The sequence below is a fragment of the Bacillus sp. FF-1 genome, from assembly GCF_028548245.1.
Classification (GTDB): domain Bacteria; phylum Bacillota; class Bacilli; order Bacillales; family Bacillaceae_G; genus Bacillus_A; species Bacillus_A paranthracis.
Genome location: NZ_JAQQGG010000008.1, coordinates 23,107 through 43,397 on the forward strand (window position 1 = coordinate 23,107; position 20,291 = coordinate 43,397).

The following is a 20,291-nucleotide window of genomic DNA, read 5'->3' on the forward strand; positions in this document are numbered from 1 at the left end:
TTTGACTAGATAAAGTATTATACGATTATAAACTGAATGAAACCATAATCAATTTGTGTCGTGATTATCATTTTCAAATTGATGAATGGGGAAGGCAAATGGTGCGCCACCAGCGTTAGAAACTGGTTCTAGTGGGTTCGATTCCCACCCCGAAATTTTTTAAAGATTGATATAAAAATTTCGAGGGTGGGGTGTTTTTTCGTCATGCTACCCTCGTGTGAGGAGGAGTTAGTATGTTGAAAAAACGCGACTTACACGACAGCCACGTTCTATACGAGTTAATGGTGGATCCAGCTGTCTTCCCTTTTGTGCGTCAAAAGGCTTATTCTTATGAGGAATATTTATTTTTAACGAAACAAACGATTGAAGCTGAAGAGCGTGGGGAATTAATTTCACGCACAATTTTAGATGAATGGGGTAACCCTATCGGAACAATTACTTTATTTGATGTGCAAGAAAAAGCCGGATTCCTTGGAACATGGCTTGGCAAACCTTATCACGGAAAAGGCTACAATAAATTGGCAAAAGATTCATTTTTTAGCGAACTTTTCTACGAGTTAGATATTGAAACGATCTTTATGCGTATTCGCAAAATAAATATTCGTTCTATTAAAGCTGCAGAAAAATTACAATATGTAAACCTAGCAAACGAAACAAGAAAAGCCGTTTATGATGAAATTAACGCAAATGAAGAAGTATATAACTTATATGAAATTCCAAAAGATCAATATACACTTGCTACAATGCGAGATACAACGTTCCAAGATTCTCATCACTTAAAAGAAGCATAATCTAAATTTTCAGAAATAATAATTAACCATTAACATTTTGATATATACGTATATCACCCCATGTCTTTGGAAACGATAAATAGTGACTTTAGGACACGAGGTGATTTGTAATGGATAAAAAGAAACGTGATAAAGCAAAAAACGCATTATCTAGTACACAAGAAGTTCTCTACCAACGAGAATTTCGTAAAGCAGATCGCGCAGCGGGTTATCGCTCGAAAAGTATTTAAAGTGAGAATGAATAATTAGAAGTTCTCCCCCCCTAATTATTCATTCTCATTACATATTTTTTCTACGTGATAGAGTAGGAAAAAGGTTCCTTATAAATAAGGAACCTTTTTTATGTGGATAACGTTATCCACATAATTTATAGAATTGTGAATAAATTAGGCAAACCTTTCACCAGTTTATATATCGTAACGCACATCAAATGTTAGAATTGTGGATATTTTTCTAAAAATTGTGGATAATGTGGATATAGTTGTTAATATTCCGACTTTACTGTTTAATGAAAGCGCACTCTTCATGTGGATAAGTCTTTATCTTCGAAAATAATAAAGAACCCTCTTTAAACATACAAAAGAGGGTTTCATATTAAGTAAATGATTGTGCAAGAGCAGGTGATTTAATAGGTATATGATTCGGTTCTACATGGTTTTCTGCCAAAATTGTATCCACAATATGATCAGCTGGCTCTGGACGATAAATGCTTTTCATCGCTTCTTTCATTTGAAGAAGCCTCATATCATCTTGTAATAACGCCTCTGTTTTTGCAAAAACCTCACTATCATCACGAATGACAACTGCAGCCCCTTTTCTTTCAAAGTACATCGCATTTTCATTTTCTTGTCCTGGAACAGGCTTATATAAAATGACAGGTACTTGCAATGCTGCCGCTTCACTTAACGTAATACCGCCTGGCTTTGTAATCATACAAGAAGTAACACGGAATAGTTCATCAATATTTTCTACATAACCAAATACTTTTAATGCATCAGGATTTTTTTCCTGTAACCCTAACAAATCCTGTTTTAACGCTTCATTTTTCCCACAAACAACAACTACTTGTAAATCAGGTACTGACATAAATGATTGGCATAGTTCTTTTACACTTCCTAATACTCCATGAGCACCTGCTACAATTAGTAAAATCTTTTTATTCTTACATAACTGATATTTATTATATATAATATCTGAATTGATCTTTAACTCAAAACTACTACGAATCGGAATTCCAGTTTCAACAATTTGCTCCGCAGGCACACCAATATCAACCATAACTTCTTTTACGTGATCAGTTGCTACAAAATAACGATCTACTTCCCGATGAATCCATATTTTGTGCACACAGAAATCCGTTAATACGTTATACACAGGAATTGAAATACCTGTTTGCTTTTTTAATTCTGGTACAGCTATAATCGGAAACGTATTAATAACAATATCCGGTTTCTCCGCTTGTAAAAGTAATTTCAAACGTTTTCTTCCAAAATTAGCATACCAAGATGCTATTTTTTTATCATAAATTTTTTCCACGCCATAATAAAACAAGCGGTACAATTCTTTTCCTATTGTATAACTTTTTAAATATAAATATTTTGTAATATCGGTTATAACCGGATGTGATTCTCCGAACAAATCGCATACAATTACATCTTTAATTCCTTTTTGGCGAAATGTTTGTTCTAATGTTTTCGCTACTTGCACATGACCGTTTCCGTAATGTGCAGTTAATATTAAAACCTTGGGGTTTTTTATCAAACAAATCCACTCCTAGCTTATTGTTTCTCCATATTGCATATACGACAATAGGAAAAACATTTTCCTTAAAAATTACATAAACAGACTCTAATATTTCTCTTTCAGCTATGTACCTGTCGTGGATATGCAAAGCATATAAGATTGACCCCTTAATCCTATCTGTGCTCATATCTTTACATTATACTTTCCTATAAGAGCTTTCGCAATAACTTACAAATGTTCTCTATTCCATGATACTCACTCTTTTACTTCTTAATTCTTTTTACTATTTTGATTTCCCTTTACAATTATGTAAATTTCTCCACTTATTCCTTACAAAAATATGGATATTCTATTTTCAGTATACTCTTTTCTCCATATATACTCTAGGTTTTATTGTAAAGAAAGCAAAAAGCCTAACCCAACATTTGGATTAGACTGCTTGTAAAATATGTCTTGCTTCTTCTACATTTTTTTCAGTAGGCGGTTCTACATTTGCGAGTGGATACTTATGCCCAAGTGCCTCCCATTTATATACACCAAGCTTATGGTATGGTAGCACTTCAACTTTCTGAACATTAGACAGACTTTGAATAAAACTAGATAGTTTTTGTAGATCCTCCTCATTATCAGTAATGCCAGGAACTAATACGTGTCGTACCCAAATCGGTTTATTCTTATCCGATAAATAACGAGCAAATTGTAAAATATGTTCATTTGGTTTTCCTGTTAATTTACGATGTTTCTTTGAATCAATATGTTTCAAATCCAATAAAACTAAATCTGTGTACTCCATTAAAATATCTAGCTTATTTTGGAATTCTGGTTCTTCAGAATAACAACCACCCGAAGAGTCAATTGTTGTATGAATTCCAATTTCCTTACACTTCTTAAATAATTCAATTAAGAAATCTAGTTGTAATAATGGTTCCCCACCACTAACTGTTATACCGCCTCCGGAAGCTTCAATAAAAGGAAGGTAACATGTCACATCCTGCATTACTTCTTCGACTGTTATTTCTTTTCCTTTACCGATCTCCCACGTATCAGCATTATGACAATATTGACAACGTAATAAACACCCTTGTGTAAATATGACATAACGAATTCCTGGGCCATCAACAGTACCACAAGACTCTACAGAATGAATTCTTCCTTTTACCATGTTACTTCCTCCTTTATTGAAACAGCCTCCCTCTGCTATTTATAAAATGCAGAGGGACACTTTTTTCATTTACATGCTTTCATGCATTGTACGGTTAATTACATCGATTTGTTGTTCACGAGTTAATTTAATAAAGTTTACAGCGTAACCAGATACGCGAATTGTTAATTGTGGATATTTCTCAGGATGTTCCATTGCATCCATTAATGTTTCACGGTTAAATACGTTAATATTTAAGTGATGTCCTTCTTTTACTGCATAACCATCAAGCATTGATACTAAGTTACGTACTTGTACTTCATCCTCTTTACCAAGTGCTTTTGGAATAATAGAGAATGTATTAGAAATGCCATCTTGTGCATCTTCATATGGTAATTTAGCTACAGATAATAATGAAGCTAACGCACCTTTTGTATCACGTCCATGCATCGGGTTCGCACCTGGTGCAAATGGTTCTCCAGTACGGCGACCATCTGGAGTGTTACCAGTTTTCTTACCGTATACAACGTTAGATGTGATTGTTAAGATTGACATTGTATGAACAGAATTTCTATATGTTTTATGTTTACGAAGTTTATTCATAAATGTTTTCACAAGATTTACAGCAATTTCATCTACACGGTCATCATTGTTACCGTATTTAGGGAAATCTCCTTCAATTTCAAAGTCAACTGCAATTCCGTTTTCATCGCGAATTGGTTTTACTTTTGCGTATTTAATTGCACTTAAAGAGTCTGCTACTACAGATAGACCCGCGATACCTGTTGCCATTGTACGAAGAACATTTGTATCGTGAAGTGCCATTTCAATACGTTCATAGCTATATTTATCGTGCATGTAGTGAATAACATTTAATGTGTTTAAATATAGACCCGCTAACCATTCCATTGTCATATCAAACTTATGCATAACTTCTTCATAATCTAATACTTCAGAAGTAATCGGTGCGTACTCAGGACCAACTTGTGCTTTAGATTTTTCATCTTTACCACCGTTAATCGCATATAGCAATGCTTTTGCTAAGTTTGCACGTGCACCGAAGAATTGCATTTGTTTACCGATTCTCATTGCAGATACACAACAAGCAATCCCGTAGTCATCGCCGTAGTCAGCACGCATAATGTCATCATTTTCATATTGAATTGCTGATGTTTTAATAGACATTTTCGCACAGTAGTTTTTAAAGTTCTGTGGTAATTGTTTAGACCAAAGAACTGTTAAGTTTGGTTCTGGAGCTGGTCCTAAATTATCTAGTGTATGCAAGAAACGGAATGAGTTCTTTGTTACTAATGGACGGCCATCTAATGCCATACCGCCGATAGACTCAGTTACCCAAGTTGGGTCACCAGAGAATAATTCATTATAATCAGGTGTTCTTGCAAATTTCACAAGACGTAATTTCATAATGAAGTGATCCACAATTTCTTGTACGTCTTCTTCTGTTAAAGTACCATTTGCTAAATCTCTTTCAATATAAATATCTAAGAATGTAGAAGTACGTCCAAGACTCATTGCAGCTCCGTTTTGCTCTTTAATTGCTGCAAGATATGCGAAGTATAACCATTGGAATGCTTCTTGAGCAGTTGTTGCTGGCTTAGAAATATCAAAGCCATGAGAAGCAGCCATTTGTTTTAACTCTTGAAGTGCACGTATTTGTTCAGATAACTCTTCGCGTAAACGCATTGTATCTTCACTCATTACACCGCCAGTTAAATTTAAATCTGCTTTCTTCGCTTCAATTAAATGATCTACTCCATATAATGCTACGCGGCGGTAGTCACCGATAATACGTCCACGTCCGTATGCATCCGGAAGACCCGTAATAACACCTGATTTACGAGCAGCTCTCATTTCTGGTGTATAAGCATCAAATACACCTTGGTTATGAGTTTTTCTCCAATCTCTAAAAATACGACTAAGCTCTTTATCCATTTCGTATCCATAAGATTCACAAGCTTGTTCCGCCATACGAATACCACCATACGGTTGTAAAGAACGTTTAAATGGTTTATCAGTTTGGAAACCGACTACTTTTTCAGTCTCTTTATTTAAATATCCTGGTTCATGTGATGTAATAGAAGAAACAATTTTTGTATCCATATCAAGAACGCCACCGTTTTCACGTTCTTTCGTTGTTAAATCCATTACTTGATCCCAAAGTTGTTTCGTTGCTTCAGTTGCTCCCGCTAAGAAAGATTCATCTCCCTCGTAAACGTTTACATTATTTAAAATGAAATCGCGAACATCAATCTCTGCTTTCCATTTTTCACCTTTAAAGTTTTCCCATGCATTTTTAACATTTTCTAATACTTGAGTCATCCTAATCTCCTCCATTTTTGATTAGTACAGGACTAAGATTTTTTATATAACAGCTTACACACTTAGAATACTACTTTTTTACGAAAGTGAACGAAATAGTTGTGACATGTTTGTGAAATGTTGAGCAAACTACTATATACATAGTGTTAACTTCATTTTAAAGTCTTTAAAATTAACCCTTTCCTTAATTGTATTTTTTTGGTATTCTTATATACGAGTCCTATTTTGTAATATAAAAACAATACCCATTGTAGAGCTGTAATACTCTTATCTCCTAATCTGTTATAGTTTTTATAACAGAACAAAAAAGTGTACATATGTTGTACACTTTTTTGTTACCTATAAAATATCTCTTTTTCTATTTCCATCATGGAATCCACCACGACTGCCTGTTAATGCAATTAATTGCTCTAACCCTTCTATATGATCACCAATAATTCGAAGTACAGCTGGTGGATGACCTATTTTAGCAAAATGTTCACTGGGTCGAATACGGTTCATCTTATCGACTTCAACACGACTTACACATGCAACTTCAAATCCTGAAAGAATAGCTTTCACTTGAGCTACACACGGTGCCAGTAAAGATCTATATCCAATTTCTTTCAAACACTTACGACTAAATGCATTCGGTACAGCAATAAGAGAGCCTACGCCTAGATCTTTTCTATCACAAGCTAAATTTAATGCATATTTAAATGCAGTTACAAGATGAAGCGGTACTCTTAAATCTAAATAATGATTTAGATCATTTAATGCAACATCTGTTCCATCTGCAATAGCTTTTGCAAAAGGATATAACTCACTCGCTGGAATAACAAAATCGCCGTCTATAAATAATACAATTTCTCCTTTTGCGAAATACGTTCCAAGTGAGCGCCCCACATCATTTCCGAGTGCTTCTTTATATACGATTGTCGTTGCTCCCTTTTCTTTTGCAATCGTTGCTGTTTTATCAGACGAACCATTTACAACAACGATAATTTCAAAAGGTTCAATTTTGCGAAGTTCTTCTATAACGTTTCCAATTGTTTTCTCTTCATCTTGTACAGGAATAATGACCGATAATTGCTTTCCCTTATACAAATTCGATGTAACGCCCCATCCTTGATAAAAATCTTCAAAATCTAAAGTATGATAGACACTATCTCTTTTCCTATTTCCATCATAATACCCTCCGCGCTCATCGCTACCTACTATTCGCTCCGCTACAGCTTCTATATGGTCACCTATCATCCGTTTTTCAGAATGAGAAAGACCCGTGCCATACGCAGCATGCTCGGTCGGCCGAAATTTATTTGGTGTAATAACGTCAATTGCACAATGTCGACTAATTCTCCATTTGCTTTGAACAAGACGTAAATGAGCGACAATAGGATTAACAAAACATTCATACCCAATGCTTTGAACAACTTCTTTCGTCAACGCATGAGGTACAGATAATAAAGAGTCAATTTTTAACTCCTCACTCTCTAACATTGCATTTAATATTTGGCGCCACACTGTCACTGAGTGCGGTTTTTGTTTCTTTAAAAATAACGCATCCAAATTATTTAAAACGATGTCGGCCTGATCATGTAAAATTGGATTTAGGAATAATTGTAACTTTGAAGTTTGAATAACAAAATCTCCATCTATAAATAGTAATACATCACCTATCGCGTGTTTTGCGCCAACTGCACGGCCCACATCATTCCCCAGTAGCTCTGTATACTTGATTACTTTACACCCTAAATGATCAGCAACCTCTTCTGTACCATCGTTACAACCGTTTGTTACTACAATAATCTCTACTGGATTTAATCCTTTTGCCGATTGAATAACGTCTGAAATCGTATCCACTTCATTACATACAGGTATAATAATCGATAGTGACTTAGCCATTGTTTTCTTCACGAAACCATTTAATAGTTTCTTTCAACCCTTGTTCCCACGTTACTTTCGCTTGAAATTGAACAAGTTCTCTTAATTTCGTTACATCTGGTCTTCTATTTGGAATTTCTTCAAAGCCATGTGGATATACCTCTTCGAAAGGAACTTGAACAATTTTTGAAGAAGAATTCGTTAATTTTTTTATTACTGCTGCTACTTCTTTTATACTCTTTTCATTCTCAGAACCTATATTAATAATCTCACCATTTACCTTCTCATCCATTGCTCGAATCGTTGCCTCTACCGCATCACTTACATACGTAAAACAACGTGTCTGCTTTCCATCTCCATATACGAGAATGTCTTCTCCTCGCAGTGCTGCGCGGATAAATCGTGGGATTACCCCTGCATACGGACCATCTTTCGCTCTTGGACCATAAATATTAAAATAACGAACAATCGTTACAGGTAAACCTTCTAAAGCGTATCCTAAACATAATGTTTCTTCTAACGTTTTACAAATTGCATAACTCCAACGTATTTTAGAGGTTGCACCGTATAATCGATCTCCTTCTTCAGAAAAGGGCGGCTTTGCCTTACCATATACTTCTGAAGTAGACGCAAAAACTACTTTCTTCTTTCCTTTTAGCGCTGCTTGTAAAATGTTTCTCGTTCCATCAAAATTCGTTTCAATAAGCTCTATGCTCTTTTCCATTGTCGTTTTCACACCTAAAATTGCTGCTAAATGAAACACTACATCATGTTGATTTACTAATTCATAAATAGAATTTTTATCTAAAACACTTATTGGAATAACCCGAATTTCTTTCATTAACTCATCATGATATTTATTTTTCCCTTTATAGAAGTTATCAACGATAGTGACATCATAACCTCTTTTCACCAGCTCTTCAGCTAAATGCGATCCAATAAATCCTGCTCCACCTGTAATTAAACATTTCTTACTCATACACTCACCTTCTTTATAATTCCACGTGTATCTACGACTTGCTTTATCCCTTTAAAAACCTTCCAATCGATATTAGAGTGGTCTGTTAAAATTAAAATACAATCCGCTTGTTTAACGACTTGTTCATCCAAAGAAACAGATTGATACACCTTATCTCCAAATTTTGCAGAAGAAATATATGGATCGTGATACGTTATCTCATATCCTGCTTTTATTAACAATTCAATAATTGGCAACGCTGGCGATTCTCTTAAGTCATTTACATCTTTTTTATATGCAATCCCTACAATTAAAACCGTTGCAGGTGATTGCACCACACCTTTTACTTTCCGGACCACTTTCTCTGGCATTTCCTCATTAATTACATGTGCCGCCTCAATTAATTGACTAATTGCTCCATTCTTTTTTATTCTCCACTGGAAATATAAAGGATCTACCGGAATACAGTGTCCCCCTATCCCTGGTCCTGGCCAATACGGCGTAAATCCAAACGGTTTTGTAGATGCCGCTTCAAGTGCCTCATAAAAATCAATTCCTAAACTTTCACATAGTGTATTTAACTCATTTACTAATGAAATATTGACTAAGCGCTGAATATTTTCAAATAGCTTACACATTTCTGCTACTTTTGGGGAGCTAACTGGAACAACTACATCAAATATAGTGCTATACAAAGCCTGTACTTTTTGTTTACACATTTCTGTTTGTCCACTAATGACTTTTGGAATCGTTTGAACTGAATATTGACTATTAGCTGGGTCAATTCTCTCAGGAGAATACCCAATATAGAAATCTTCTCCTACCTTTTTTCCTGTTTGAGAAATAATCGGAATAATAACTTCCTCGAGCGTACCTGGATATGTGGAACTTTCGAAAATGAAGGTTTGTCCTTTTTGAAGGTTTTGTTGTATATAATGCGAAGCTGAAATGAGGGCACTTAAGTCCGGTTCTCTTTGTTCATTAATTGGAGTTGGGACAGTGACAATAACATAATCACTATTTTGAAAATCAGCAATACCTTGATCCGGTGTATTGACTATTAATTTTTTTCTAGTCAATAAACTCTGTAACAATTTAGAAGAAACATCTGGAATATAACTTTCTCCCTGTATAATTGATTCTATTTTTCTAGTATCTTTATCTAATCCAAGCACTGTATGTCCTCTCTCTGCAAAATGAACTGCCAAAGGAAGACCAACATATCCTAATCCGATAATGGCAACTGTACTACTAACATTCATCTGTATTCTCTTCTTCCTTTCTCAATTGTTGAATGATATTTCTATTCCGCTCTCCATCTGTAAAACTCCCGCGCTCGTCTGTGGATTGCAATAAATATGCAATCGCCTCAAGTTGATCACCGAAAATACGATCAAATGCTGGAATACGCCCATTTACAAATCCATGTTGCTCTGGGCGTACTCGATTTGTTTTTATGACATCTACAAAGTCTACCGCTGTAATAGAAAATCCCTCCAAAATAGCTTTCATTTGAGCGAGTGGTGGAATGATAAGAGAATCATATCCGATTTTCTCTATTACTCTTTTATGCATAGCATGTGGTACTGCCGTTAATGAGTTATTCCATAAATCTGGTCGTTTCGCTACCAAATTCACAAAATATTTTCCCATGCTAATTGGGTCTGCCGGATGAAACATATCTAATAAACACTGTAAATCATTCAATGCCACATCATTTCCATCTTCGATAGCATGTAAAAATGGAATTAGTTTTTCCCCTGGAATAACAAAATCACCATCGACAAATAAACAAATATCGGCCGTAGCATGCATAGCTCCTATCGCTCGGGCTACATTATGTCCAAGCGCTTCCTCAAATTCAATAACAATGACATTCTCTAGCTTTGCTTGTTTAACTGTCTCAACGTCCGCTCCATTCGCAACAACTATAATTTCATCTATACCTGCTTTTTTCACTTCTTGTATAACAGATCTTATAGTCGTCTTTTCTTCTGATACTGGGATAATCGCACTATATTTTGCTTTTTCTCTTTGTAATAAAATTGGTTTATACTTTCCTATAAATTCTCTATCCCTCTTTCCTTCCGAAAAGCCGCCACGCTTACCATATATTTCGATTACGTATTGCAAAGCACGTAAATGATCCCCCATAATACGGCTAGTCGCTTTCGGATAAGGAGAACCGGGTGATGTACCAGTATGAACAGGACGCACTTTATTTGTATGAATGACATCGACTGAAGCCATATCGACAATATCTACTCCTCTAGACATCGCCATCGCTTGAAATAGTGCTGGATCCGCTAAATTCCACCAACCAAACTTCTGAATAACTTCCCTACTCATTGCATGCGGAATTGCGATTAAAGATCCAACAACAAGCTCTTTTTTATTCAAATAACGATTCAACATAAATTTTCCAACTGTCGTATAATGCGGTCTCATCTTTAAATAAACGGACCATGTTAAATTATTCACAACAATTTGGTGGCCTTGCTGAATGCCTTTTATAAAACGTTGCAGCTCTCTATGATCAATGACGATATCACCATCTAAAAACAAAACAATGTCGCCTTTCGCTTCTCTTGCACCAATTGCCCGTCCAACATCATTACCAAGAGAATATTTATAATAAATGACATGGCAATGATGTTGTAAGGCTATTTCTTTTGTTCCATCTGTCGACCCATTATCTACTACGATAATTTCATATGGTTTCAATTTCTCCACTTCTACTAAGACTTGTGATAAAGTACTCGCTTCATTATGCGCCGGAATAATAACTGATACCCTCATACTTGTACCACGCTTACCCTTCCAAGCGAACATAAGAAATGATAGGAATACGTACAACTACATCTTCCGGTGGTCCATAAGAAGGAGAAGTACGAACACTTACTGCCCCGTCTGTCACAGATAACAAAATACCCGCAACAATTTCGACCGCTGTCACAACTTGCACTAGCTCACCAACATGGTTACGTAATTCTTCAGTAAATAACATATATAAGTCTCCTTTCTTACGCTTCTTTAATTGATATAATACTTGTAAATGGTAATAAAACTTCTGTTCCTATTCCTTCTTGCAGTGTTAAGAAATCATCACCAACTGCTACAATTACACCTGTTAACTGTCCAACTGTCACCGTAATTTCTACATTTTTACCTAAATACTGCTCTGCAATTTCTTTAAAAGGTGATGTATTACATTCTTTTAAAATGTTACAAATAATAGATTGAAATCTACTTGATTCAATAAATTCTTCCGTAGCTTGCTTGGAGTTTCTTTGAATAAACCTCGCGAAGTTTTGCGAAAACAAAAGTCGTTCCACAGCAGGCAATAACTTATTATCTAAAAAATAATCTAATTGTCTATTAAACAATCTCGATAACTTTTTCCAATACTTACCGAATAAACACATACACTTCTCCTCCTATTATTTTTAAATTATAAAAATATATCCATACATCTTAATGTATACAAAGCAGACTCTTTTTGTGATAGGTAAGACATACATTTTTCAACGAAACAATATGTTCTAATCACATAAAAAAAAGACTACCTAAAAAGATAGTCTCTTACACTTCAATATTTCGTAACATCGTATAAATGTCATTATTCACTTTACCAAAAGATTTAATGTTGTTTTGAATGTTAGATAATAAAACAACATACACACTACCATTTTTACTAAATCCATTTAAACAGTTCCAGCCTGGCATTACACCGTGATTCGAATAACTTCCCGGGTCTACGTACCATCCAAACCCGTAATCTTTTTTTCCACCTGTAAACATTTGATCGTAGCTTTCTTTTGAAATCAACTTTCCAGAGAAGAGCGCTTCATTAAATAAATATAAATCATGGGCACTTGTATATATATCACCACAACCATAAAGTTGTGACATACTTGGAATATTAGGTGTTGTCATATTGTTATTTACTATTTTATAACCTGTCGATGGAAATCTCGTTTGTTCTAGCTCTCTACCAAAACCAGAATGTTTCATACCAGCAGTAGCAAAAATATGTTGTTTAATATACTCTTCTAACGGTTGTCCGCTTACCTTCTCAGCAATATAGGCAAGTATCGAATAGTTAGAATCGGAATACTTCCATTTCTCTCCTGGACTTCCAATACGCTTTTGCTTTCCTATTCGTTTTATCAATTCTTCATGAGAGATATCCTCTGTTCCCTGCTCGTACTCTGGAATTCCTGATGTATGTGTTAGTAAATGTTTTAACTGAATGCCATTACCTTGAGGGAAATCTGGAATATACTTCGCAATCGTATCCTCTACATTTAACTTATTTTGATCTTTTAATTGCATAATAGCAGTCGCTACAAAAGCCTTTGAAATAGAACCAATATAAAAAGTTGTCTCTGAATTATTCGGTACTTGTTTCTCTTTATTCGCCATACCGTATCCTTTATTCAAAAGAACCTTTCCGTTCTTCACAATAACCGCTGTCCCGCTAAATCCTGTTTTTTGCAAATATTGATCTAATTGAGCGTTTTCATTAATTTCTTGAGGTGGTCCCTCAGCAGGCTGTTCTGCAGCTTGTGCTTGCTTCACTTGTTCTTCCTGCTCTATTTGTTTTTTTGCTTCTTGCTTCTTTTTTTCTTCTTTCTTTTTTAGCTCTTCTTGTTTCTTCATTTCTGCTGCTACTTTTAAAGTTTCTTCTTTCTTATTATGCGCAACAATTTTTGTATACATGAAATATACAAGTGAAAATAGTAAGACGAGAATGATTGTTCTTTTTATGTATACAATCGGCCGACGTGATTTCCCATTCGCATTATTTTTTTCGTGATCCATGATTACTTTTTTCCCCTTATTCACCAATAATTTAATCTCTCTACTAAAGATTTATTTTAGTAGATTATGGATAATCCATTCTATGTCATCCCTACTTTATCACGCACTGCACATATTACCAACCTATATGTATAAAAAAGAAAAAGAAAATTTACAAAAGTAAGATTCCCGTTAAATTTTTAACATAAAAAAAGAGGATATCCTCTAAAAACTGATGTTATCAATCTTTTTGGATATCCTCTTATCTAATTATTTATACGTGTTTTTTCATATCATCGGCAACAGATTCAACATTTGTACCTACGATAACTTGGACACTCGTGTTACTTAATTTCATAACACCTTTTGCACCAGCACGTTTTAATGCTGCTTCGTTTACTTGACCAGCATCTTTCACTTGTAAGCGTAGACGTGTTGCACAGTTATCAATAACTGTTAAGTTTTCTTTTCCACCTAAAGCTGCTACGTAAGTTTCACCAATTGAACCTGCAACTGGAGCTTCTTCGCCTTCAGCCATTTCCTCTTCATCTTCACGACCAGGAGTTTTTAAGTCGAACTTCTTAATTAAGAAGTAGAATACTACAAAGTAAATTGCTGCGTAAATTAAACCGATTCCTGCTAGTAACAATGGTTTTGTTGCAATACCGAAGTTTAAGACGTAATCGATTGCCCCGGCACTAAATGAGAAACCATCATGAATGCCAAGTGTTGTTGTAATGAATAGAGACAGACCTGTTAATACAGCATGAATTCCATATAGTACTGGTGATAAGAACATGAATGAGAATTCAATTGGCTCTGTAATACCAGTTAAGAATGAAGTTAATGCTAGACCACCTAACATACCTGTAACCATTTTACGTTTTTCTGGTTTAGCAGCTGCAATCATTGCGAAACATGCTGCTGGTAAACCGAACATCATAACTGGGAAGAAACCAGTCATAAACATACCTGCTGATGGATCTTTTGCAAAGAAACGTGCAATATCACCATGAACGATATCGCCTGCTGCATTTGTAAAGTCACCAAGTACGAACCAGAAGTATGTGTTCATTACGTGGTGTAAACCAATTGGAATTAATAAACGGTTTAATAATCCAAATAAACCAGCACCAATTGAACCTAAGTTCACGATACCATGTGCCACTGCATCAATACCACTTTGAATTGTTGGCCAAATTTGACCGAATACCAATCCTAAAAGTAACATTACGATTGAAGTAATGATTGGTACGAAGCGTTTTCCTGCAAAGAATCCTAACCATTCTGGTAGTTTAATCTTATGGAATTTGTTGTATAATAATCCCGCAACAACCCCTGCAATAATACCACCGAGTATGGCCATGTTTATTTTTGGCGTTAACGCCGCTGCTTTTGAAACCTTTGTCATTGTATCTGCTAATTTAGTTGGATCTACTGAACCGACTAAATCTTGAACACTTTTTAATTTATCATTTAACTCTGCTGCTGAATACGTCTTACTTAGAGCATTCGTTGTATTTTGTAAAACAAGATATCCGATTGCTCCGGCAAGTCCAGCTGCTCCACTACCGTCAACAGACAAACCGATTGCAACACCAATTGCAAAAATAAGTGCTAAATTATCAAAAATTGCTGCACCGGCCTGTGCCATAACAGGAATGTTAAATACGTCTTCTTGTCCTAAACGAAGCAATAATCCTGCTGCTGGTAGTACGGCAATTGGAAGCATTAACGCTTTACCAATACGTTGTAGAAACTGCAACATTTTAATTCCCCCTATCAAATTTATGAAATCGTTATCATTATAAGTACGCCTTAGAAAACGCTTTCTATTTACATAACCATAATAACATATAGTTGTATAGATGTGTAGTTTTTATTTTTGAATTTTTTATGGATAAATCTCCTATTTCCAAACTGTTATATAAAAGGAAATTTCTCCTTTTTCACTACAGAATATTCAAAACGAAAGACCCTCTATAGAACATGCAACTTTCGTTTTATCATTCCACTTTTTCATGTTATTATTTATTTCCGAGCATATCGGGAAAAGTAAACTTAGTTAATTCGAAATAGGAGCGTTGGTACTATGCAGTGCATTGAAACAAACAACTTACAACAGTTGTTAGAACAAGTAAAACCATATACGAAAAAAGGAAAGCTTGCTACTTATATCCCCGAACTAGGAAATGCCAATCCAGATGATTTAGGGATTGCCATTTTTCATAAAGAAACAGAATACATCCATGCTGGCAACTCACAAACACTATTCACTCTTCAAAGTATTTCAAAAGTAATTACACTTGCACTTGCCCTTTTAGATCGTGGTGAAGAATATGTATTTTCTAAAGTTGGAATGGAACCAACCGGTGATCCATTTAATTCTATTATTAAATTAGAAACGACAAGTCCTTCTAAACCACTTAATCCAATGATTAATGCAGGGGCACTAGCCATTACAAGCATGTTAGCAGGAAAAGATAATGAAGAAAAAATGGATCGCATTCTTCATTTCGTACGTGAAATAACAGATAATCCTACTATTAATTATTCTTCTAAAGTTGCCAATTCAGAATTAGAGACAGCTTACTTAAATCGTTCACTTTGTTACTATATGAAACAAAACGGAATTATTGATTGTGATATCGAAGAACTGATGGATTTATACACTCGTCAATGTGCAGTTGAGGTAAACTGTATCGATTTAGCGCGTATCGGTTTAATTTTTGCGATGGATGGATATGATCCATATAAGGAAAAACAAATTATCCCTAAGCATATTACAAAGATTTGTAAAACATTTATGGTTACATGCGGTATGTATAACGAGTCTGGTGAATTTGCGATTCGTGTTGGTATTCCCGCAAAAAGTGGTGTAGCTGGTGGCATTTTCGGCTGTGTAAAAGGAGAAATGGGCATTGGTATTTTCGGACCAGCTTTAGATGCAAACGGAAATAGTATCGCTGGCTTTAAAATTCTTGAACTTCTTTCTGCCCAAGAAGGTTGGAGCATTTTTTAATTGAGAGCTATCCTGCTATACTAGCAGGATTTTTTCATTTCATAAAAACCTTAACTGTATCAACTATCCACGCCCGTACAAAAACCGTGCTGAAAGTTTCTCTATATCATGCATATTTGCTCCCCCCTCCTGAATAATATAGTACAACCTAGCGCTATATGTGGAGGTGTGAAAGATGAAACTAATATTTCAAATGGGAAAACAACCTGTTCTTGAAAAAACAATTCTTCTTTTTATATTGAGTATTGTAGAAAGCTTGAAGTTAAAAGTCGTTTCACTCGATGAAGCTCACCGATACATATTCAATTTAGAAGTACTTGAACTATTAATGGATCGGAACATCGATGATCAAGTACTGGAACTTATTCATTTCGGAATGGGACTTGAAGACATTCATCATGTGCTTCCTGAAGAACTTGAACATACAATTGAAGAATTAAAGTGGCTTTGTATCCAAGTATTAAGTGAGTACAGTATGCATGAAGAATCGGAACAATTAATTGAAGATATACGTTAAAAAAAGCACCTATGTAGGTGCTTTTAATGTTTTTTCAAACTATTTTTATACGCTTCAATATTTACTGGTAGCTCTTCCTCTTCCAAAGTATGTTCATTTACATCTTTATGAATGAACGCACCTTTAGGTGGTTGGTGATCATGCCCTTTTTTCTTATGATCAAATGCTTTCCCGCGTCCCATACAAATCCCCCTTTCTTAAAAGAAATCCGTATTAGTATGGAGAAAAGTACGTCGATATATGCAATCCCTTGCTGTATTTCCAAGGAAATACTCGAACCTTGTTTTCTACTCTCCTTACAACAACTGATCTATCCCGATAAGAATTAATAACACGCCCGCAATAACCGTAGCCCATTTCCCTAAGTATTCTGCTAAATATCGTTTTCCTACATACGCAAAACCACTTATGCAAATAAAACTAAACACCCCAGAAATAGTTGCTGTAAGCCAAAGGTTCAAGTTTGTTACTCCAGCATCAAATCCACCTGCAATATTATTAATAGACAACGCAATCCCTAAAACAATTGCTTCTGAAAAACTAATCGTTTTAGAACCATCAAAATCTGCTTTTTCTGGATCACGTAAAATTCCCATAAGTACATTACCATCTTTAGAGCCTACGGTATTTCTTTGCCCCAAGAAAGGCTGGCACAAAATAAACACACCGATTATCCCTAAAACGATTGCTCCAATCAAGTTTGCTGTAAACTCTGAAATAAATAACGCAATCCAGTTCCCAAAAAATCCAGCTAATAAAGTAAATAAAAAACCAAAAAATGCGATGATAAAATTGTTGAACCACGAAATTCTAATTTTACGAATGCCATATGCAATCCCAACACCTGCATTATCTAAATTAGAAGCAATCCCAATTAAAAAAATTGAAAATAGACCTGCCGTACTCATAAATAGCCACCCCTTTTTCTCACTTTTCAATGCATCTTATGAAAATGTTGAGCAACTGTGCCTGTCTGTTTCATATACATGTAATAAATGCTCAACATTTTTTCAACAATAAAAGGAGTGCCTTCGCTATGCCTAAAGAAAATCCAAATGAGCGGCTTAGTAGATTAATAAAAAAACTTTTAAAAGAACGTGCCTTATCTATGCGCCAACTCGGAATGCTTACAAATATTGATCCCGCAACAATCTCAAGAATTATGAATGGTAAACAACCGCCAAAACAAAAACACCTACAAAAATTCGCAGAATGTCTGCAAGTTCCACCCCAATTGTTATTTGATGAAATGTATCCGGATTCTCCTCACATTAATAAAGAAAAGACGGATATGTACACATCTCTTGATACAATTCAGCAAACGCTGCAATCCTCTAACTTATTCGATTTCGACTACACAACAACCCGCGTAAAACAAGAACTTGAAAACTATGAACGATATGCGCAAACAACAGAAGGTGAAAAACGTATTCATGAAAGTTTTGCAAGCAAGTTAGAACAAATTGATAGTGCTGGTCCTTTCATTGAACAATTAACGGATATGTATCAACAATTTTGCAATGAAACGATTCCAAAAGAAGAGCGTGCAGTCCTTGGCGGCGCATTACTGTATTTCATTTTATCGACAGATATTATTCCCGACTATCTCTTTCCAATTGGTTATTTAGATGATGCAATTGCTGTTGAATTAGCGAAAGAGAAATTAATTGAGCTAAAACGAAAGACATAGAAAAATAAAGAACTATTTCAGTTGTTTCTATCCAACTCTGAAATAGTTCACTAAAAAATCGTACAAGTATACATACCTGTACGATTTCAACATACTAATCTATTTTTTTCGTATGACACCATTCGTATATAAATGCTGTTATTACTTTTGTAAATTCAATTAACTGTTCTATTTCTACTTTCTCATTTATTGAATGAGCTTCCTCTAATGTACCTGGTCCGTAAATAACGGCCGGAATATGAAATTCACTAAACCAACCACCATCCGTTACCGTTGCAGACATATCTAAAATTGCATTTTTAGAAAGAATTGATTCGTGTACTAAGCTAAGCGTTTTTACAGCTGCATGTTCACTATCTATTTCTAAAGAAGGGAAAATTTCGCCACGATCCACAATCATTGATTCTCCGCCCCACTTAAAATGTGGTGGATTTTCAGTTAGCCATGGATCGGCAGCTGCCACTTTCCCAATATACTCTTCAATTTCTTTTATTATTTGTTCATGTGTTTCATTCGGATAAAAGTGTACTGTTATCCATAACCGGCACTCATCCGCAATAAATGCTGCATGTCTTCCGCCTTCAATAACAGCTGGATTAATTGTTGTTGTTCCAAATGGATAGCCTTCATATGTTTTCATAACTGCCCAGTGACGCTCTAATTCTTGTAAACTTTGCACAATTTTCATCATTTTTTCAATCGCGCTCGCTCCGAATAAACGACCCCCTGCATGGATCATTTGCCTACGTGTTGCATCATGAAACGTTTGCGGGCTTTTCACAGTAATCCACCCAGTAATTACGCCGCCCTGTCCTTGCATATGTAAATCACTCGTATCTACTACGACTGCAAAATCAGCATCATACCCTCTTTTGCAGCATTGAAGTGTACCCGCTTCTCCCACTTCTTCCCCAATTACGGATTGAAAGATTAGATCTCCAGGTAATTCAATACCAGCTTCTTGTAATAGCTGAATAGCAAATAGTGCCCCAGCCAGTCCCCCTTTCATATCTGCTGCACCACGTCCAACTAACCAACCATCTTTTATAAATGGCTCAAACGGATTCGTTTCCCACGCCTCACCTGCTGATATTTCCGCTACATCCATATGCCCATTAATAATAAGACTTTTATATGTGTCACTTTCTATCCCTTTTTTCACCCCAACAACGTTCGGATCATTCGGATATACATCCCATTTATCAACACTAAAATTTTGTTTTCTTAAAAACTGTGCAACAAATTCTTGCGCCTCATTTGTGTTTCTCGCCGGCGGTGCTGGTGTTTCAAAACGAATTAAGGTTTTTGTAAGCTCTAGTAACTCATCTTTTCGTAAATCAATCTGTTCTAATAGCTGTGAAACTTCTTCATTCATCGCTAATCCCCCTTTGCATACATAGTATGTTTCCAGCTTTATTTTCAC

General features: G+C 35.4%; 19 protein-coding genes. 5 read left to right on the plus strand and 14 right to left on the minus strand.

Annotation, left to right across the window (positions count from 1 at the left end):
* Positions 1-233 precede the first annotated feature (233 nt).
* Both PQF83_RS22435 and PQF83_RS22440 read left to right on the plus strand, forming a co-directional pair.
* Positions 234-791 (plus strand): GNAT family N-acetyltransferase, encoded by a 558-nt coding sequence (locus tag PQF83_RS22435; RefSeq protein ID WP_000914738.1) that lies wholly within the window; start codon positions 234-236, stop codon positions 789-791.
* A 110-nt stretch (positions 792-901) separates the two neighbouring features.
* Positions 902-1,021 (plus strand): YfhE family protein, encoded by a 120-nt coding sequence (locus PQF83_RS22440; RefSeq protein ID WP_000358480.1) that lies wholly within the window; start codon positions 902-904, stop codon positions 1,019-1,021.
* 364 nt (positions 1,022-1,385) lie between these two features.
* On the opposite strand, the gene PQF83_RS22445 is transcribed toward PQF83_RS22440, so the two are convergent.
* From PQF83_RS22445 to nagE, 11 genes are all read right to left on the minus strand, one after another.
* On the minus strand, positions 1,386-2,552 hold the full coding sequence (locus PQF83_RS22445) for a diglucosyl diacylglycerol synthase (RefSeq protein WP_000594702.1): 1,167 nt from the start codon (positions 2,550-2,552) through the stop codon (positions 1,386-1,388).
* 412 nt (positions 2,553-2,964) lie between these two features.
* Positions 2,965-3,696 (minus strand): pyruvate formate-lyase-activating protein, encoded by a 732-nt coding sequence (gene pflA / locus PQF83_RS22450; RefSeq protein WP_000238472.1) that lies wholly within the window; start codon positions 3,694-3,696, stop codon positions 2,965-2,967.
* Positions 3,697-3,765: 69 nt separating this feature from the next.
* Positions 3,766-6,015 (minus strand): formate C-acetyltransferase, encoded by a 2,250-nt coding sequence (pflB, locus tag PQF83_RS22455; RefSeq protein WP_000195487.1) that lies wholly within the window; start codon positions 6,013-6,015, stop codon positions 3,766-3,768.
* A 339-nt stretch (positions 6,016-6,354) separates the two neighbouring features.
* Positions 6,355-7,899, minus strand: a complete 1,545-nt coding sequence (locus PQF83_RS22460; protein WP_001129994.1) for a glycosyltransferase family 2 protein — start codon at positions 7,897-7,899, stop codon at positions 6,355-6,357.
* Complete coding sequence (locus PQF83_RS22465) at positions 7,892-8,857, minus strand: NAD-dependent epimerase/dehydratase family protein (RefSeq protein WP_000037033.1); 966 nt, start codon at positions 8,855-8,857, stop codon at positions 7,892-7,894. Before PQF83_RS22465 ends, PQF83_RS22460 begins: the two co-directional genes overlap by 8 nt.
* Positions 8,854-10,098: a nucleotide sugar dehydrogenase gene (locus PQF83_RS22470; RefSeq protein WP_001103216.1), complete on the minus strand. Its 1,245-nt coding sequence runs from the start codon at positions 10,096-10,098 to the stop codon at positions 8,854-8,856. Before PQF83_RS22470 ends, PQF83_RS22465 begins: the two co-directional genes overlap by 4 nt.
* On the minus strand, positions 10,088-11,668 hold the full coding sequence (locus tag PQF83_RS22475; RefSeq protein ID WP_000458457.1) for a glycosyltransferase family 2 protein: 1,581 nt from the start codon (positions 11,666-11,668) through the stop codon (positions 10,088-10,090). Before PQF83_RS22475 ends, PQF83_RS22470 begins: the two co-directional genes overlap by 11 nt.
* A complete protein-coding gene (locus tag PQF83_RS22480; protein ID WP_000899481.1) occupies positions 11,649-11,843 on the minus strand; it encodes a hypothetical protein in 195 nt (64 codons plus the stop codon). Before PQF83_RS22480 ends, PQF83_RS22475 begins: the two co-directional genes overlap by 20 nt.
* Positions 11,844-11,859: 16 nt before the next feature.
* Positions 11,860-12,261 carry a hypothetical protein gene (locus PQF83_RS22485; protein ID WP_000335520.1) on the minus strand — a complete coding sequence of 134 codons (402 nt, stop codon included), beginning with the start codon at positions 12,259-12,261 and terminating at the stop codon, positions 11,860-11,862.
* Positions 12,262-12,418: 157 nt separating this feature from the next.
* Entirely contained in the window at positions 12,419-13,660 is a 1,242-nt protein-coding gene (locus PQF83_RS22490) for a serine hydrolase domain-containing protein (RefSeq protein ID WP_000349478.1), read from the minus strand.
* A 253-nt stretch (positions 13,661-13,913) separates the two neighbouring features.
* Complete coding sequence (gene nagE / locus PQF83_RS22495; protein WP_000938883.1) at positions 13,914-15,407, minus strand: N-acetylglucosamine-specific PTS transporter subunit IIBC; 1,494 nt, start codon at positions 15,405-15,407, stop codon at positions 13,914-13,916.
* Between the two features lie 324 nt (positions 15,408-15,731).
* On the opposite strand from nagE, the gene glsA reads away from it, so the two are divergent.
* Entirely contained in the window at positions 15,732-16,661 is a 930-nt protein-coding gene (gene glsA, locus PQF83_RS22500) for a glutaminase A (RefSeq protein WP_001149849.1), read from the plus strand.
* A 175-nt stretch (positions 16,662-16,836) separates the two neighbouring features.
* Positions 16,837-17,178, plus strand: a complete 342-nt coding sequence (locus tag PQF83_RS22505) for a DUF3969 family protein (protein WP_000766603.1) — start codon at positions 16,837-16,839, stop codon at positions 17,176-17,178.
* Between the two features lie 23 nt (positions 17,179-17,201).
* Here PQF83_RS22505 and PQF83_RS22510 read toward each other — a convergent pair whose 3' ends face one another.
* Together PQF83_RS22510 and PQF83_RS22515 are read right to left on the minus strand one after the other, a co-directional pair.
* Positions 17,202-17,360, minus strand: a complete 159-nt coding sequence (locus tag PQF83_RS22510; protein WP_000532409.1) for a hypothetical protein — start codon at positions 17,358-17,360, stop codon at positions 17,202-17,204.
* Positions 17,361-17,474: 114 nt separating this feature from the next.
* Positions 17,475-18,086 (minus strand): manganese efflux pump, encoded by a 612-nt coding sequence (locus tag PQF83_RS22515; protein ID WP_000100725.1) that lies wholly within the window; start codon positions 18,084-18,086, stop codon positions 17,475-17,477.
* A 128-nt stretch (positions 18,087-18,214) separates the two neighbouring features.
* Between PQF83_RS22515 and PQF83_RS22520 the strand changes: the two genes are divergently transcribed.
* Positions 18,215-18,868, plus strand: a complete 654-nt coding sequence (locus PQF83_RS22520) for a helix-turn-helix domain-containing protein (RefSeq protein WP_001123717.1) — start codon at positions 18,215-18,217, stop codon at positions 18,866-18,868.
* A 94-nt stretch (positions 18,869-18,962) separates the two neighbouring features.
* Here PQF83_RS22520 and PQF83_RS22525 read toward each other — a convergent pair whose 3' ends face one another.
* Positions 18,963-20,243: an acetylornithine deacetylase gene (locus PQF83_RS22525; RefSeq protein WP_001001581.1), complete on the minus strand. Its 1,281-nt coding sequence runs from the start codon at positions 20,241-20,243 to the stop codon at positions 18,963-18,965.
* Positions 20,244-20,291 lie beyond the last annotated feature (48 nt).

Coding starts and splice junctions, on each gene's coding strand:
- PQF83_RS22435 (WP_000914738.1), top strand. CDS start 234: ATGTTGAAAAAACGCGACTTACACGACAGCCACGTTCTATACGAGTTA.
- PQF83_RS22440 (WP_000358480.1), top strand. CDS start 902: ATGGATAAAAAGAAACGTGATAAAGCAAAAAACGCATTATCTAGTACA.
- pflA (WP_000238472.1), bottom strand. CDS start 3,696: ATGGTAAAAGGAAGAATTCATTCTGTAGAGTCTTGTGGTACTGTTGAT.
- pflB (WP_000195487.1), bottom strand. CDS start 6,015: ATGACTCAAGTATTAGAAAATGTTAAAAATGCATGGGAAAACTTTAAA.
- PQF83_RS22460 (WP_001129994.1), bottom strand. CDS start 7,899: ATGGCTAAGTCACTATCGATTATTATACCTGTATGTAATGAAGTGGAT.
- PQF83_RS22465 (WP_000037033.1), bottom strand. CDS start 8,857: ATGAGTAAGAAATGTTTAATTACAGGTGGAGCAGGATTTATTGGATCG.
- PQF83_RS22470 (WP_001103216.1), bottom strand. CDS start 10,098: ATGAATGTTAGTAGTACAGTTGCCATTATCGGATTAGGATATGTTGGT.
- PQF83_RS22475 (WP_000458457.1), bottom strand. CDS start 11,668: ATGTTCGCTTGGAAGGGTAAGCGTGGTACAAGTATGAGGGTATCAGTT.
- PQF83_RS22480 (WP_000899481.1), bottom strand. CDS start 11,843: ATGTTATTTACTGAAGAATTACGTAACCATGTTGGTGAGCTAGTGCAA.
- PQF83_RS22485 (WP_000335520.1), bottom strand. CDS start 12,261: ATGTGTTTATTCGGTAAGTATTGGAAAAAGTTATCGAGATTGTTTAAT.
- PQF83_RS22490 (WP_000349478.1), bottom strand. CDS start 13,660: ATGGATCACGAAAAAAATAATGCGAATGGGAAATCACGTCGGCCGATT.
- nagE (WP_000938883.1), bottom strand. CDS start 15,407: ATGTTGCAGTTTCTACAACGTATTGGTAAAGCGTTAATGCTTCCAATT.
- glsA (WP_001149849.1), top strand. CDS start 15,732: ATGCAGTGCATTGAAACAAACAACTTACAACAGTTGTTAGAACAAGTA.
- PQF83_RS22505 (WP_000766603.1), top strand. CDS start 16,837: ATGAAACTAATATTTCAAATGGGAAAACAACCTGTTCTTGAAAAAACA.
- PQF83_RS22510 (WP_000532409.1), bottom strand. CDS start 17,360: ATGGGACGCGGGAAAGCATTTGATCATAAGAAAAAAGGGCATGATCAC.
- PQF83_RS22515 (WP_000100725.1), bottom strand. CDS start 18,086: ATGAGTACGGCAGGTCTATTTTCAATTTTTTTAATTGGGATTGCTTCT.
- PQF83_RS22520 (WP_001123717.1), top strand. CDS start 18,215: ATGCCTAAAGAAAATCCAAATGAGCGGCTTAGTAGATTAATAAAAAAA.
- PQF83_RS22525 (WP_001001581.1), bottom strand. CDS start 20,243: ATGAATGAAGAAGTTTCACAGCTATTAGAACAGATTGATTTACGAAAA.